At 65.5% G+C, this 15,350-nt stretch carries 12 protein-coding genes; 5 read left to right on the top strand and 7 right to left on the bottom strand.

Annotated features, from left to right (window positions below):
• The first annotated feature begins 53 nt into the window (after positions 1–53).
• On the top strand, positions 54–827 hold the full coding sequence (locus QRQ56_RS21395) for an SDR family NAD(P)-dependent oxidoreductase (protein ID WP_438742852.1): 774 nt from the start codon (positions 54–56) through the stop codon (positions 825–827).
• 3 nt (positions 828–830) lie between these two features.
• Here QRQ56_RS21395 and QRQ56_RS21400 read toward each other — a convergent pair whose 3' ends face one another.
• Together QRQ56_RS21400 and QRQ56_RS21405 are read right to left on the bottom strand one after the other, a co-directional pair.
• A complete protein-coding gene (locus QRQ56_RS21400) occupies positions 831–1,715 on the bottom strand; it encodes a hypothetical protein (RefSeq protein WP_438742853.1) in 885 nt (294 codons plus the stop codon).
• A 2-nt stretch (positions 1,716–1,717) separates the two neighbouring features.
• Complete coding sequence (locus QRQ56_RS21405; protein WP_438742854.1) at positions 1,718–3,076, bottom strand: MBOAT family O-acyltransferase; 1,359 nt, start codon at positions 3,074–3,076, stop codon at positions 1,718–1,720.
• A 352-nt stretch (positions 3,077–3,428) separates the two neighbouring features.
• Between QRQ56_RS21405 and glpK the strand changes: the two genes are divergently transcribed.
• On the top strand, positions 3,429–4,931 hold the full coding sequence (gene glpK, locus QRQ56_RS21410; RefSeq protein WP_438742855.1) for a glycerol kinase GlpK: 1,503 nt from the start codon (positions 3,429–3,431) through the stop codon (positions 4,929–4,931).
• A gap of 158 nt (positions 4,932–5,089) precedes the next feature.
• Complete coding sequence (locus QRQ56_RS21415) at positions 5,090–5,683, top strand: GNAT family N-acetyltransferase (RefSeq protein ID WP_438742856.1); 594 nt, start codon at positions 5,090–5,092, stop codon at positions 5,681–5,683.
• A gap of 170 nt (positions 5,684–5,853) precedes the next feature.
• Here QRQ56_RS21415 and QRQ56_RS21420 read toward each other — a convergent pair whose 3' ends face one another.
• Entirely contained in the window at positions 5,854–6,408 is a 555-nt protein-coding gene (locus tag QRQ56_RS21420) for a hypothetical protein (protein ID WP_438742857.1), read from the bottom strand.
• A gap of 66 nt (positions 6,409–6,474) precedes the next feature.
• Complete coding sequence (locus tag QRQ56_RS21425) at positions 6,475–6,888, bottom strand: DUF6636 domain-containing protein (RefSeq protein WP_438742858.1); 414 nt, start codon at positions 6,886–6,888, stop codon at positions 6,475–6,477.
• Positions 6,889–7,035: 147 nt separating this feature from the next.
• On the opposite strand from QRQ56_RS21425, the gene QRQ56_RS21430 reads away from it, so the two are divergent.
• The gene (locus QRQ56_RS21430; protein WP_438742859.1) at positions 7,036–7,665 is read left to right on the top strand and encodes a glutathione S-transferase family protein; all 630 of its coding nucleotides are present in this window, start codon (positions 7,036–7,038) and stop codon (positions 7,663–7,665) included.
• Positions 7,666–7,788: 123 nt separating this feature from the next.
• Here QRQ56_RS21430 and QRQ56_RS21435 read toward each other — a convergent pair whose 3' ends face one another.
• From QRQ56_RS21435 to metF, 3 genes are all read right to left on the bottom strand, one after another.
• On the bottom strand, positions 7,789–8,796 hold the full coding sequence (locus QRQ56_RS21435; RefSeq protein WP_438742860.1) for a DUF3592 domain-containing protein: 1,008 nt from the start codon (positions 8,794–8,796) through the stop codon (positions 7,789–7,791).
• Between the two features lie 331 nt (positions 8,797–9,127).
• Positions 9,128–12,976, bottom strand: coding sequence for a methionine synthase (gene metH / locus QRQ56_RS21440; RefSeq protein WP_438742861.1), 3,849 nt, complete (start codon positions 12,974–12,976; stop codon positions 9,128–9,130).
• A 6-nt stretch (positions 12,977–12,982) separates the two neighbouring features.
• On the bottom strand, positions 12,983–13,903 hold the full coding sequence (metF, locus tag QRQ56_RS21445; RefSeq protein WP_438742862.1) for a methylenetetrahydrofolate reductase [NAD(P)H]: 921 nt from the start codon (positions 13,901–13,903) through the stop codon (positions 12,983–12,985).
• Positions 13,904–14,298: 395 nt separating this feature from the next.
• Here metF and QRQ56_RS21450 point away from each other — a divergent pair, with 395 nt between their 5' ends.
• Positions 14,299–15,315 (top strand): LLM class flavin-dependent oxidoreductase, encoded by a 1,017-nt coding sequence (locus QRQ56_RS21450; protein ID WP_438742863.1) that lies wholly within the window; start codon positions 14,299–14,301, stop codon positions 15,313–15,315.
• Positions 15,316–15,350: the final 35 nt, after the last annotated feature.

A 15,350-nucleotide genomic window follows, 5' to 3' on the forward strand; every position in this document is an offset into this window, starting at 1 on the left:
CGGGCTCGCGACTTCGTCGCGCCCCGGAATGACCAGGAGAGGGAGCAACAACAATGAAAAACACCCCGTTCGATCTCACCGGCAAGGTCGCAATCGTCACCGGCTCCAGCCGCGGCATCGGCCGCTCCTCCGCCGAACTGCTCGCCAAGCTCGGCGCCAAGGTCGTGGTCTCCTCGCGAAAGGCCGACGCCTGCAAGGAGGTCGCCGACGGCATCAACGCTTCAGGTGGCGATGCCATCGTCATCCCCTGCAACATCGCGCGCAAGGCCGAGGTCGAGGCGCTGATCTCCGGCGCCATCAAGCATTACGGCAAGATCGACATCCTCGTCTGCAACGCCGCGGTCAATCCCTATTACGGCCCGCTGCTCGACATCACGGACGAGGCCTTCGACAAGATCATGGGCTCCAACGTCAAGAGCAACATCTGGCTCTCCGCGCTGGCGATCCCGCAGATGGCGGAGCGCGGCAACGGGTCTGTCGTCATCATCTCCTCGATCGGCGGCTTGCGCGGCTCGACCGTGATCGGCGCCTACGGCATCTCGAAAGCGGCCGACTTCGCGCTGTGCCGCTCGCTCGCCGGCGAATGGGGCCCGAAGGGCGTGCGCGTCAATTGCATCGCGCCCGGCCTCGTCAAAACCGACTTCGCCCGCGCGCTGTGGGAAGACGAAGCCATGCTGAAGCGGCGCACCGCCACCACGCCGCTGCGCCGCATCGGCGAACCCGACGAGATCGCCGGCGCCGTCGCCTATCTCGCCTCGGATGCGTCGAGCTTCATGACCGGGCAGACCATCGTCATCGACGGCGGCGTCACCACCGCGGCGGTGTAGCTCTCACCGTCCGGCGCGTTCGGCCAGCCCCGCCTCGATGGCGCGCACGACGATCAGGGCCGATCGTTCGTCGAGATGCACCCCGTCGTCCCAGCGCAGCTCGCTTCCCGGTGGATCGATCGGCAGCCAAAGCGCGCGATCCGGGAAGGCCTGCTCGACGATCTCGTCGCTGATCCGGACCAGCCGCGAGCCCTCGATCTCGGACGCGAAGGGAACGTGGATCAGGAAGACGCGGACGCCGCGCCGCTGCAGATCGTCGATCAGCTGTCGCATGCGCGCCGCGGTCGCGCGTACCGGCACGGTCGGGTCGCCGTCGTTCATCTGCTGCACCGCGCGGTCGAGATAGACCTTGTTGTCGAACGTACCCGGCGGCCGGCTGAGCAGGCGATCCTGCGCAGCGCGCGCCCGGGCGGCATCGGGGCCGGCATGATTCCAGGTCTCATAGGCCGCGACCGCCGTCCGCACCGGCCGCAGCAGCAATGGCTCGGCCCCCGCGCCATGCGAAAATGTCTCGATCAACGCGCCGTCGGCTGCGCGCGACAGCACGTTCGTTTCGATCAGGATTGTCTTCGGCAGTCTTGCCTGCCTCGCGACGATCTCGAGAGGGGTCACGGGCGAGCCACCGGCCAGGGCCAGGTTGCGGACGGAAGGAATCGAAAAATAGTCTTCCTTGAGGCGCCAGGTGACCGAGCTGCCGACCAGCACGATATCGGGCGTGGGCTCGCGAACGTAGCGGTTGAGGGTGACGAGAGTGCCGTCGCGGGTCGTGACCGCCGGCTGCTGCAGGGTCGCGCCGAACTGCACCGTAGCGAGGCCACAAGCCAGCAGCAGCGCGGCCGCTGCGACCGCGCATCTGACCAGCCATGGAAGCGTCGAGACCTGCTGCATCGTCAGAACTGGAAGTAGATGAAGGCGCTGTCGGGGCCGGCCTCGAGATAGGCCAGTGCCGCGAGCACACCATAGAGATACGGCTCCCACCGCCGCAACCGGCCCGTAGCCAGCGCGCCGATGCCGGCATGCTGGATGATTACCGGCAGGGCGTAGAGCAAGGCGAGATTGGTGAACAGCTTCGGCGGATTGGGCGCGTCGGTCGCGACGAACATGCCCTTGAGGTAGCTGAGCGCATGGTCGAAGTTCGGCAGCTTGAAGAAGATCCAGAGCATCGTGACGCAGAAGAACACGATGCCCATCCGGATCACCCGCAACGCCGGAGCCTCATTGCCGAGAAGCCTCAGGAACGGCCGTTCGACCACGAGCAGCAGCCCGTGCGCCATGCCCCACAGCGCGTAGCTCAGGCTCGCGCCGTGCCATAGCCCGCCGAGCGTCATCACGATCATCAGGTTGAGATAGGTGCGCAGCGGTCCATGCCGGTTGCCGCCGAGCGGGATGTAGAGATAGGTCCTGAGCCAGGTCGACAGGGATATGTGCCAGCGCGTCCAGAACTCGGAGAACGAGGTCGAGATATAGGGCAGGTTGAAATTCACGGGCAGGCGATAGCCGAACAGCAGGCCGAGGCCGAGCGCGATCGCCGAATAGCCGAAGAAGTCGGCGTAGATCTGGTAGCTGTAGAGGAACACGAGCAGCCAGCGGTCCTGGGTGCGCAAGGTCTCGTAGAGCGGGAAGTCCATGTAGGACGTCAGCTCGTTGAGATTGTTCGCCACGTACAGCTTGAAGAAATAGCCGACGAGAATCCACTTCGTAGCCTCGACGAAGGCGACGTCGCCGAGGCGCTTGGGCACGATCTGCGGCATGAACTGCGCCGCACGCGTGATCGGGCCGGAGACGAGCTGCGGGAAGAAGATGATGTAGAGGAACACCTCGCGCAGCCGCACGCTGCGCTTCTCGCGCGTCAGATCGACCAGCAGGCTGATGTTGTGGAACACGAAGAACGAGATGCCGATCGGCAGCGGCAGCCGCAGCAGGAAGTCGATCGGCGCGGCGCCGGTCAGATGCGCCGCGCCGGGGTCGACGAACAGGAACTTGTATTTGAAGAACGCCAGGAGGCCGAGATTGAAGACGATGCCGGCCGGCATCCAGACGGCGCGATTCTCGAACGCGAGCACCAGGCAGACATGGGTGCCGAGCACCGCGACGAGCAGCAGCGGCAGCAGCTCCGGCTGGCCGAAGCCGTAAAAGAACACGCTCGCGGCGACGAGAAGCTGGACCTGGAAGCGGCCCAAAGGCGGCAGGTAATAGGCGCCGAACACGATTGCGACGAAGACGCCGAACTGAAAGGAAGTGAATGTCATGCCGCCCCGACTGGCCCGTTCCGGCATGTAGCATTTCGGCGGCAGTGGTCCTAGTCTGGTGTTCCTGACTCTCGCTCGAGAGGGAGGGGCGACTGCGCGCGGGCGGGGTGGGGTGAGGCCACAACGGCAGTCTCACCGCATTGAAGAAGCGCTGTGCGCACACGACAAGCGGATCACTCGGGGGGGCTGTCACCCCACCCCGTCTCACATTCCGCTGCGCTCCATGTGAGCCGACCCTCCCCCTCCAGGGGAGGGTCAAGAGGCAGTCCGCCTTGACCTGTCGACGGCAATCCCGTTTTCTCTGCCCCGACATAACGACATTCTTCCGGAAACACGCCAAGGGTAAGCCGCCATGTCTTTCGTCCTCGCCATCGACCAGGGCACCACCTCTTCGCGCGCGATCGTGTTTCGCGGCGACATCTCGATTGCCGCCAAGGCGCAAGCCGAGTTCCCGCAGCATTTTCCGGCGTCGGGCTGGGTGGAGCACGAGCCGGAGGACATCTGGACCTCGACCGTGATGGTCTGCCGCGAGGCGATCGAGCAGGCCGGCATCAGCGCCAAGGACATCGCCGCGATCGGTATCACCAATCAGCGCGAGACCACCGTGGTGTGGGACCGCGCCACCGGGCAGGCCGTGCACCGCGCCATCGTCTGGCAGGACCGCCGCACCGCGGACATCTGCGCGAAATTGAAAGCAGAAGGCCGCGAGCCCGTGATCTCGCAAAAGACTGGCCTGATCATCGATCCCTATTTCTCCGGCACCAAGGTCGCCTGGATCCTCGACCACGTGCCCGGCGCCCGGGCGCGCGCCGCGCGCGGCGAATTGATGTTCGGCACGGTCGATTGCTATCTGCTCTGGCGCCTCACCGGCGGCAAGGTGCACGCCACCGACGCCACCAACGCCTCGCGTACGCTGCTGTTCAACATCCACACCGGACAGTGGGACGACGAGCTGCTGGAGATCATCGGCGTACCGCGCTCGATGCTGCCCGAGGTGAAGGATTCCTCCGCCCGCTTCGGCGAGAGCACGCCCGATCTGTTCGGCGGCGCCATCGCGATCTCGGGCATTGCCGGCGACCAGCAGGCCGCCACCATCGGCCAGGCCTGCTTCCGCCCGGGCATGATGAAGTCCACCTACGGCACCGGCTGCTTCGCCCTGCTCAACACCGGCACCACGCCTGTCGTCTCCAAGAACAAGCTGCTCACCACGGTCGCCTATCAGCTCGACGGAAAACGCACCTACGCGCTGGAAGGCTCGATCTTCGTCGCGGGCAGCGCGGTGCAATGGCTGCGCGACGGCCTCGGCATCATCAAGCACGCCGCCGAGACCGGGCCTCTCGCCGATCAATCCGACTCCATGCAGAGCGTCTATCTCGTCCCCGCCTTCGTCGGCATGGGTGCGCCCTATTGGAATCCGCGCGTGCGCGGCGCGCTGTTCGGCCTCACCCGCAACACCGGCCCCGCCGAGCTCGCCCACGCCGCGCTGGAAAGCGTCTGCTACCAGACCTTCGACCTCTGGGCCGCGATGCGCGCGGACTGGCCGAGCTCGGAGACCGCCAGCGTCGTGCTCCGCGTCGACGGCGGCATGACGGCGTCGGACTGGACCATGCAGCGCCTCGCCGATCTCCTCGACGCGCCGGTCGACCGCCCCGTGATCCAGGAGACCACGGCGCTGGGCGCCGCCTACCTCGCCGGCCTCAATGCCGGCGTCTATCCCGAGCCGACCAGATTCGCCGACAATTGGCGCCTCGAGCACCGCTTCAAGCCGAACATGAGCCAGGCCACGCGCGAGCGGAAGCTCGCCGGCTGGGCGCGGGCGGTGAAGGGCGTGCTGGCGAGCGACGAGGAGGGGTAGGGGTACACGCTCTCTCCACGTCATTGCGAGGAGCTCTCGCGACGAAGCAATCCAGACTGCCGCCGCGGAGGCAGTCTGAATTGCTTCGCTGCGCTCGCAATGACGGAGTATGGCAAGAGCGACACGGACTGACCTTGAGCGAACGAAAGCAACCAACCATGATCCTCCCCGACGGCTATTCCGACGTTCCCGCCGGCAAGATCGCCGCCGTCGTCACCCATCTGGAGATGACCGCACGGCCTGCGCGCCGTGACGATCCGCCCGGCCATTGGTCGCTGTGCAAGGTCGATGCCCCCGAAACTCCCTGGTACCGCGATCTCTTCCGCCGCGTCGGCGAAGACTGGCTGTGGTTCTCGCGCGCCCGTATGAGCGATGCGGAGCTCGCCGCGATCATCCACGCGCCAGGCATCGAGGTTTACGCTCTCGTCGTCGACGGCCGCGATGAAGGCCTCCTCGAGCTTGACTTCCGCGAGCCCGGCCAATGCGAGCTGGTCTATTTCGGTGTCACCTCCAGCCTGATCGGCACCGGCGCCGCTCGCTTCCTGATGAACCGCGCGCTGGAGCTGGCGTGGTCGCGCGACGTCCGCCGCGTCTGGGTCCACACCTGCACCCTCGACCATCCCTCCGCCGTCGCGTTCTACCAGCGCTCCGGCTTCCGTCCCTTCCGCCGCCGGATCGAAATCGCCGACGACCCGCGCCTCGACGGCACCGCCTCGCGCGATGCGGCGCGGCATGTGCCGGTTATCGAATAGCGCGCGACGGCCTCCCCCACCCTCCGCCGTCATCCTGAGGTGCGCGCTCTTGCGCGCCTCGAAGGATGGGCTGCAAGCGCCCGTGGCCCATCCTTCGAGGCTCCCCTTGCGACGCTTGCGCGCCGCAAGGCTCGCACCTCAGGATGACGATTGAGCTTGTGGCTACGCCTCTAGTTCGTCAGATCGTACGGCGCGAGCCGCCACAGGCGTTCGGGCAGCGGCTGCATCGGAGGCAGCTGCAGCTCGCCATAGCTGGAACGCAGCGGCAGGCGCGGATTCCAATAATGGATCACGAACACCACGCGATATTGCCTCGCCTCCGGCAATTTGCGCCCGCGATCGATCTCGATCACCGTCTCGCCATCTGCCGTCAGGAAGGTCTCATCCCACGCGACCTGCCATTGTTCCCAGGGGCGTGACGGATCGGCCTGAACGAAGTCAGCCATCCTAAACCCTACATCGGGGTTGGTGACCTGCACCTCGAAGACCGCGGCGTCATCCATGTGTCGTCGCAGGTCGTCCTGCCACTCCTGCCGGTCTTCGTCGGTCAGGGGCCGTATCTCGTCGCCCCTCCCGACCTTCCGCAGGAGAGCTTTCACGTCTTCGCTGAAATTGGGCGGATCGTGGAAATCGATCAGCTCCCGGATGAAGCGGGCATAGGCCGCCTTGTCTGCGCTGAACGAGTAGGCACCGAGGACACGGAGCGAGGGCTGGTCGGCTGTCACGTCAGTCTGGCTCCGGCGCCCATCGTCATCGATACCAAGCAAACGACCATGAGCACGCGAAACACCTCAAAACACCTCCTGCTTCCCTCGCGCCAGCGAAAACCCGCGCTGCATCGCGTTGAAGCATGTCAGCCCCGTCTGCTCCGACCGGCAGGTGAATCCGCCGCGCTGCCATATCTCGCCATAGGCCAGCACCGGCAATGACGGATCCATCACCGTGTCGCCGGCGCAGATGCGCCCCGCATTGCCCTTCGCGCTCATCTCGAAGGCGTGGCCATAGTCGAGCTCGCAATCGGCGGGCCGGCGCGGACGGCTCTCCATGTTCATGATGTCGCAGCGGAGCACGCCTTGTCCGTTATCGGTATAGAACTGGCAGACGATGTTCTTCGACGGCGTCAGGAAGCCGATCGGGCGGTCCTGGGCGTGGGCGAAGCCCGCGGTGGCGAGCAGGACGAGGACGATGAATGATCGCAGATGCATGGCGTGGGCCCCGGCTGGTTGTCCATTGATCCCGCTTTGTTGCGTCGCGCGCAATGCTCTTGTTCCAAGATAGCTGTTGCCGAGCCCGCGCATTGGCGATGAACTGGACGGCCCTGCCTTGTTCAACGACTGGGAAGAGCGAGAACCATGTTCCTGATCGGCCAATATGATTCCCCCTTCGTCCGCCGCGTCGCGATTGCGCTCAGGCTTTACGGGCTCGCCTTCGAGCACAAACCATGGTCGACCTTCGGCGATGCCGACAAGATCGCAGCCTACAATCCGCTGCGCCGCGTGCCGACGCTGGTGCTCGACGACGGCGAGGCGCTGATCGAAAGCATGGTCATCCTGGACTATCTCGACGAGCGCGTCGGCGAGGCCAAGGCGATGCTGCCGCGCCATGGTGCGGACCGGCGCAAACATTTGCGTATCTGCGCGCTCGCCTCCGGCCTCGGCGACAAGGCGGTGAGCCTGCTCTACGAGCGCGTGCTGCGGAAGGAGCAGCTTGCGCTGTGGGTCGAGCGCTGCCAGGCGCAGATCGGCGATGTCCTGAAGGTGCTGGAGGCCGAGCGCGCCGGGGTGACGACGCCGTACTGGCTGGGTGACCGCATCGGCCATGCCGACGTTGCCGTGGCCTGCGTCGTGCGCTTCACCCGCGAGGCACACCCGCAGCTGTTCGACGCGTCGCGCTATCCGGCCCTGAGCGCGCATGCCGAGCGCTGCGAGGCACTGGACCCGTTCCGGGAGATCGTGCAGCCGCTGGCGCCGCCGAAGGGGTGAGAGAGCGAGCGCCGCTGGACCGCCAGAGCATGATCCGGAAAGGTGCGAAGCAGTCTTCCGAAAAGATCATGCTCAAACAACAACCTGAAGCGCGATGACGATTCATCCCGATCTCATCGCGCTTTAGGCAAACCCGACCTTGATCAGGATCGTCAAAAAGACGCCGCCGACGACCGCGCAGACGGCGGCGCCGATCAGCGGAGCCAGCGCGCCTTCCCCGCTCGAGGGCTCCAGCACGGCATGGCCGGGCCGGTCGGGATCGTAATAGACCTGGACGCTCTGTCCGGGGTGATATCTTGCTGCGTCCTTTGCCGCGACCTCGTGCAGCCCGGTGATCATGGTGCCGCCCCAATTGGCTTCCGTGCCGGTGAAGTCGCGATTGCCGACCCTGTAGGCGTAGCGCAAATCGACCTGATAGCGATGCCGGAGCTTGCTGATCCCAGGCTTGTCGTCATCGTCGCTCTTCTCCTCGACGACCTCCTCGATCACGCCGCAATGGGTGATCCGCCCCGCCGCAGTCGGCCAGCGCAGGCTCGCGCTCGCCAGCCGGCGCGTCCTGACATACGCGACCACGCAGAACACGCCGCCCACGAGCAAGATGATCGGCAGCGCGAATACGAACAGCGGAACGTTGCGAGCGGCGTAGAGCACGTGACCCGCGAGCGCATGCGCGGTCAAAGTCCCGGCGATCAATCCGAACACGATCGTGAAGGCCACGAGCGCCGCGACGTTCTGCGCCGTGTCCGGCTCCAGCAGCGCCTCGGTCGGGTGCTTCGGATCGACATAGACATCGACATGGGCGCCGACCGGGTATCGTCCGGCGAGCTTTGCGGCCAGCACCCGTGTCGTCATGGCGATGCCACCGACCGCGACCTTGTCGCCTTCCAGCTCCTGGCCGCCGGCGCGATAGCGATAGCGGATGATGGGCTTGGCATCGTTCTGGTCGTCGGAAGCGTGCGCTGCCGGCCGATCGACCTCGGAGACGGTGATGATGCCCTCGACCTTGTCCCAGCCCCGCGCCGCCTGCATCCGGCCCCGCATGCGGATCAGGTTGACCAGCATCAATCCGGACAGGAGCACGAAGATGCCCGCGGCAATCTGCGTCCACATCAATTGTTGCGGGTCGAGCATCTGATTTCCCCCTGCCAGCGATGGCGACCGCCATTCGTCGCGGTGAGCGCGCGTTGCGTTCACGTTGCTGGGATCGTCTGGAAGATCGCGCCACCGAAGGAGGAGGCGCTCTCTGTAATTCCGGGTTCGCGCCAAGAGGCGTGCCCCGGAATGACAGCGCTGTGTCTGGCAAAAGTGTCAGAACGCCCACAGCGGCCGATGATGAAATACTACGGCTGTTTTGCCCGACGCCGCAAACACCGCTCCGGCGTGCCCGAAATCGTTCAATGTTTTCAACCCCATTCTACTGTGCATGGGGTTGTTTTCGCATTTTTTGTTTCGGCAGGCGGGCCTACCCCGCGCCTGCGCGCTTCTTCTGCCAGACCAGATGCACCGCGCAGGTGCAGCCCGGCGGATGTGAGGCGAGGTCCGTGGAGGCCTCGTCGTTCGCAGGCGTTGCGGCAAAGGCCTTGTCGGTCTCTCGCGACGGGATGTAGTTCAGCACCGGTGCGAGCCAGCGCTCGGTCTCGGCGACGCTCATGCCCTTGCGCGCGGCGTAGTCCTCGACCTGGTCGCGCTCGATCTTGCCGACGCCGAAATAATAGCTCTCAGGGCTGGCGAAATAGAGCCCGGACACGGAAGAGCCCGGCCACATCGCATAGCTTTCAGTCAGCTTCACGCCGCAAGTCGCCTCCGCATCGAGCAGCTCGAACAGCGTCGCCTTCTCGGTGTGGTCGGGCTGGGCGGGATAGCCCGGCGCGGGCCGGATGCCCTGATATTTCTCCAGGATCATCTCGTCGTTGGAGAGCGCCTCGTCCGGCGCATAGGCCCAGAACTCGCGGCGTACGCGGGCATGCATGCGCTCGGCAAAGGCTTCGGCGAGGCGGTCGGCCAGCGCCTTGCACAGGATCGAGGAGTAGTCGTCATTGGCCATCTTGAAGCGGTCGGCGACGGCGTCTTCGCCGATCCCGGCCGTGACGACGAAGCCGCCGACGTAGTCCGGCACGCCCGCGGGCGCGACGAAGTCGGCGAGTGCGGCGTTGAAGCGGCCCTCGCGCTTCTCGAGTTGCTGGCGCAGCGTGTGCAGCGTCGCGATCTTCTTGGTGCGGCTCTCGTCGGCATAGAGCGCGATGTCGTCGCCTTCGGCGTTCGCCGGCCAGAAGCCGATCGTCGCGCGGGCCCGGAACCATTTTTCCCTAACGATGGTGTCGAGCATCTTGCGGGCATCGTCATAGAGCGAGCGCGCGACTTCGCCGACCTTCTCGTCCTGGAGGATCGCGGGGAAGCGGCCGGCGAGCTCCCAGGTCTGGAAGAACGGCGTCCAGTCGATGCAGTCGACCAGCTCGGCGAGATCGTAATCGTCGAAGCTCTTGATGCCGAGGAAGGTCGGCTTCACCGGCTTGCTCTTGGCGAAATCCACCGGCACGCGGTTCTTGCGCGCGACCTCCAGCTTCAGCCGCTTCTTGTCGGCCTGCGCGCGCAGATGCGCGTCCGAGATCTTGGCGTATTCGGCCCGCACCTCGGCGGCATAAGCCTCGCGCCTCTCCGGCGAGAGCAGCGAGGAGGCGACGCCGACGGCGCGGCTGGCGTCGTTGACGTGAACGACGGGGCCGGCGCGATAGCTCGGGTCGATTTTCACAGCGGTGTGCACGCGGCTGGTGGTGGCGCCGCCGATCAGGAGCGGCAGCTTGAGGCCTTCGCGCTGCAGCTCGCCGGCGAAGAACGCCATCTCGTCGAGCGAGGGCGTGATCAGGCCGGAGAGCCCAACGATGTCGGCCTTCTCCGCCTTCACGGTCTCGACGATCTTGGCGGCCGGCACCATGACGCCGAGGTCGATGACCTCATAATTGTTGCACTGGAGCACGATGCCGACGATGTTCTTGCCGATGTCGTGGACGTCGCCCTTGACGGTCGCGAGCACGATCTTGCCGGCGGACGAGTTCTGGCCGGACTCGATGCCGTTCGCGGCGTTGCGGGCCTTCTCCTCCTCCATGAACGGCATCAGCCAGGCCACCGCCTGCTTCATGACGCGCGCGGACTTCACCACCTGCGGCAGGAACATCTTGCCGTCGCCGAAGAGGTCGCCGACGACGTTCATGCCGGCCATCAGCGGGCCCTCGATGACGTCGAGCGGGCGCGAGGAATTCTTGCGGGCTTCTTCGGTGTCCTGCTCGATGAACTCGGTGATCCCATGGACCAGCGAATGCGACAGCCGCTTCTCGACCGGCCATTCGCGCCAGGCGAGATCGGCTTCCCTGGTCTGGGTCTTGTTGCCGCGGAATTTCTCGGCCAGTGCCAGCAGGCGCTCGGAGGCGCCCGGATCGCGATTGAGGACGACGTCCTCGCAGACCTGGCGCAATTCAGGGTCGATGTCGTCATAGACGATCATCTGCCCGGCATTGACGATGCCCATGTCCATGCCGGCCTTGATGGCGTGATACAGGAACACCGAGTGCATCGCCTCGCGCACCGGCTCGTTGCCGCGGAACGAGAACGACAGGTTGGAGACGCCGCCGGAGATGTGCGCGCCCGGCAGGTTCTGGCGGATCCAGCGCGTCGCCTCGATGAAGTCGACGCCGTAATTGTTATGCTCCTCGATGCCGGTCGCGATCGCAAAGACGTTCGGATCGAAGATGATGTCTTCCGGCGGGAAGCCGACGCGCTCGACGAGGATGTCGTAGGCGCGCTTGCAGATCTCGGTCTTGCGCTTGAACGTGTCGGCCTGACCGACCTCGTCGAACGCCATCACCACGACGGCCGCGCCGTGGCGCCGCGCAATCTTGGCCTCGAAGATGAACTTCTCCTCGCCTTCCTTCATCGAGATCGAGTTGACGACCGGCTTGCCCTGAACGCATTTCAGGCCGGCCTCGATCACCGAGAATTTCGAGGAATCCACCATCACGGGGACGCGGGCGATGTCGGGCTCGGCGGCGACGAGGTTGAGGAACGTCACCATCGCGGCTTCGGAATCGAGCAGGCCCTCGTCCATGTTGACGTCGATGATCTGCGCGCCGTTCTCGACCTGGTCGCGCGCGACCTGCAGCGCGGCGGTGTAATCGCCGGCGGTGATCAGCTTGCGGAATTTCGCAGAGCCCGTGACGTTGGTGCGCTCGCCGACGTTCACGAACGGAATGGCGTCGGTCAGAATGAACGGCTCGAGGCCGGACAGCTTCAGGCGCGGTTCGATCTCGGGCACGATGCGCGGCTTGTGCGGGGCAACGGCGGCGGCGATCGCCGCGATATGCTCCGGCGTGGTGCCGCAGCAGCCGCCGACGATGTTGACGAGGCCGGACGCAGCGAACTCGCCGACCAGGCGCGCCATGTATTCGGGCGTTTCGTCATACTGGCCGAATTCGTTGGGCAGGCCGGCGTTCGGATAGGCGCAGACCAGCGTATCGGCGACGCGGCCGATATCGGCGATGTGCGCACGCAGATCTTCGGCGCCGAGCGCGCAGTTGAAGCCGATGGTCACGGGCCTGGCGTGCCGCACCGAATTCCAGAACGCCTCCGGCAACTGGCCGGAGAGCAGGCGGCCGGACTTGTCGGTGATGGTGCCCGACACCATCACGGGCATGTCGATGCCGCGTTCTTCCGTGATCTCGGCGATCGCATAGAGCGCCGCCTTGGCGTTCAGCGTGTCGAAGATGGTCTCGACCAGCAGGAGGTCGACGCCGCCGTCGAGCATGCCGTTGATCTGCTCGCCATAGGATTTGCGTAAGTCGTCGAAGGTGACGGCGCGGTAGCCGGGATTGGAGACGTCGGGCGAGATCGAGGCGGTGCGGTTGGTCGGGCCGATGGCGCCGGCGACGAAGCGCGGCTTGCCGTCCTCGGCCTCGACGCGGCGCGCGGCGTTGCCGGCGAGGCGGGCGCCTTCGCGCGCCATTTCATACACAATGTCGGTGAGGTCGTAATCGGCCTGCGCGATCGAGGTGGTCGAGAAGGTGTTGGTCGCGACGATGTCGGCGCCGGCGCGCAAATACGCCGCGTGGATGTCCTCGATCGCCTGGGCCTGGGTCAGGATCAACAAATCGTTGTTGCCGCGCAGGTCGCGATGGAAGTCCTTGAAGCGCTCCCCGCGGAAGGCGGCCTCGTCGAACTGCAGGTTCTGGATCATCGTGCCCATGGCGCCGTCGAGCACGAGGATGCGTTCGCGGGCGGCGTTGAGGAGGGCGGTTCGCTTGGCGGAAACGGGAACGGTCATTGTCTGTTACGCAGCCTTCTGGGCGCTCTTGGCGCGGATGCCGAGCAAATGGCTGATCGCGAACACGAGATCGGCGCGGTTCATGGTGTAGAAATGGAAGGTGTCGACGCCGCGCTTGGCGAGCTTCTGCACCTGGCCGGCGGCGACGGTCGCGGCCACCAGCTTGCGGGTCTCGGCGTCCTCATCGAGGCCTTCGAATTTCGCGGCAAACCAGTCCGGCACGGTGGTGCCCGCGCGGGTGACGAAATTGCGGGCCTGCTTGAAATTGTGCATGGGCATGATGCCCGGCACGATCGGAATGTCGATGCCGCGGGCGCGGACGCGGTCGAGATAGCGGAAGTAGAGATCGTTATCGAAGAACACCTGGGTGATCGCGCGGGTCGCGCCGGCATCCACCTTGGCCTTCAGCGTGTCGATGTCGGCGTCGAAGTCGCGGGCCTCAGGGTGCTTCTCGGGATAAGCGGACACGCTCACTTCGATATCGCCGTAGCGCTTCTTGATCCCGGCGACGAGGTCGGCCGAGCTCTGATAGCCGTCGGGATGGCTGGAATAGGGGGTGCCGATGCCGGCAACGGGATCGCCGCGCAGGCCGACGATGTGGCGGACGCCGACCTCGTGGTAGCGGTCGACGATCTCGTCGATCTCGCCGCGCGAGGCGCCGACGCAGGTCAGATGCGCCGCCGGCAGCAGCGCGGTCTCTTTCAGGATGCGGGCAATGGTCGAATGGGTGCGCTCGCGGGTCGAGCCGCCGGCGCCGTAGGTCACCGAGACGAATTTCGGGTCGAGCGGGGCGAGCCGGTTGATGGTCTCCCAGAGATTGCGCTCCATGTCTTCCGTCTTGGGCGGAAAGAACTCGAAGGAGATCGCAGGCCGCTTCAGGTGCCCGTCTTGCCCGTCTGCTCGGGCAGGAATCGTCAGATCGGTCATGGCACCACTCACTCCAGGTTGTCGCCGGGTTTCGGCGGCCGACGGTCAGGTTTCGCTTTGAAGTCCAGGATAAGCCAAAGGCTCGGCAATCGACAGCCCATCGCAGATGGGAAGTGGCCCACTTCTGCCAATTGGCGTGGAATTATCTGTCATTTTCTGGCTCGAGTGGGATATTGGCGTGGATTATAAAGATAATTAAAATCAACAGTTTATAGAAAGAGTGGACTGGGAATCGTGGCGACTACTCCGGTGGGCAGAATGGAGCGTTCGTTATCGAGACGTTAATCTGCCCATCGGCTCGCTTGGACCCACCGCGTCGGCTCGTGGCCTGCACACGTCAGACCTGCGCCGCGAGCCCGTTGTCGCCGCCGGGCTCTCCATTAGGTTAGGCCGTCATGATCCCGCTCTCCGTCCTCGACCTCTCCGTCGTCACATCAGGCACCAGGCCCGCCGCGGCGCTGCGCAACAGCATCGACCTGGCGCGCCATGTCGATGGGCTCGGCTATGTCCGCTATTGGCTCGCCGAGCACCACAACCTCGCCTCGGTCGCGAGCCCCGCGCCCGATGTCATGATCGGCCAGATCGCGGCGGTGACGAAGCACATCCGCGTCGGCTCCGGCGGGGTGATGCTGCCCAATCACGCCCCGCTGGTCGTCGCCGAGCGCTTCAAGATGCTGGAGGCACTGTTTCCCGGCCGCATCGATCTCGGTCTCGGCCGCGCCCCCGGCACCGACGGCGCGACGGCCTACGCGCTGCGCAGCCGCCTCGACCGGCGCGAGGGCGACGATTTCCTGGAGCGGCTGCATGAATTGATCCTGTGGGAGACCCGCGAATTCCCCTCGGGGCACCCCTACAACAACGTCGTCGCGATGCCCGACGACACCGCCCTGCCGCCGATCTGGCTGCTTGGCTCCAGCGACTATTCCTCGGAACTGGCCGCCCAGATCGGCATGGGCTTCGCGTTTGCCCATCATTTCGCCTCCCACGATGCGGTCGATGCGATGGTGCACTATCACAATCGCTTCCAACCCTCGGCGTGGCGTGCCACGCCGCATGCGATCCTCGCGGTTGCCGCCATCGCGGCCGATACCGACGAGGAGGCCGAGCGGCTCGCCGCGTCGTTTGACCTCAACCGGCTGCGCCGCGACCGCGGTCAATATCTGCCGCTGCCGAGCGTCGAGGAGGCGCTGGCCTATCCCTATTCCGACGCCGAGCGCACCTCGATCCTGCGCAACCGTTCGCGTCTGTTCGTCGGCAATCCCGCGACGGTGCAGAAGAAGCTGCAGCCGCTGATCGATGCGAGCAAGCCGGACGAAATCATGGTGATCACCGCGGTGTACGATCACGACGCGCGGAAGAAGTCGTACGCGCTGCTGGCGGAAGCGTTCGGGCTGATGAAGCCGGAGGCGTGAGCGAGCCTCGTGCCCCGGACGCAGCGCAGCACGCA

Source organism: Bradyrhizobium sp. U531 (genome assembly GCF_051710265.1).
In the GTDB taxonomy this organism is placed as follows: domain Bacteria; phylum Pseudomonadota; class Alphaproteobacteria; order Rhizobiales; family Xanthobacteraceae; genus Bradyrhizobium.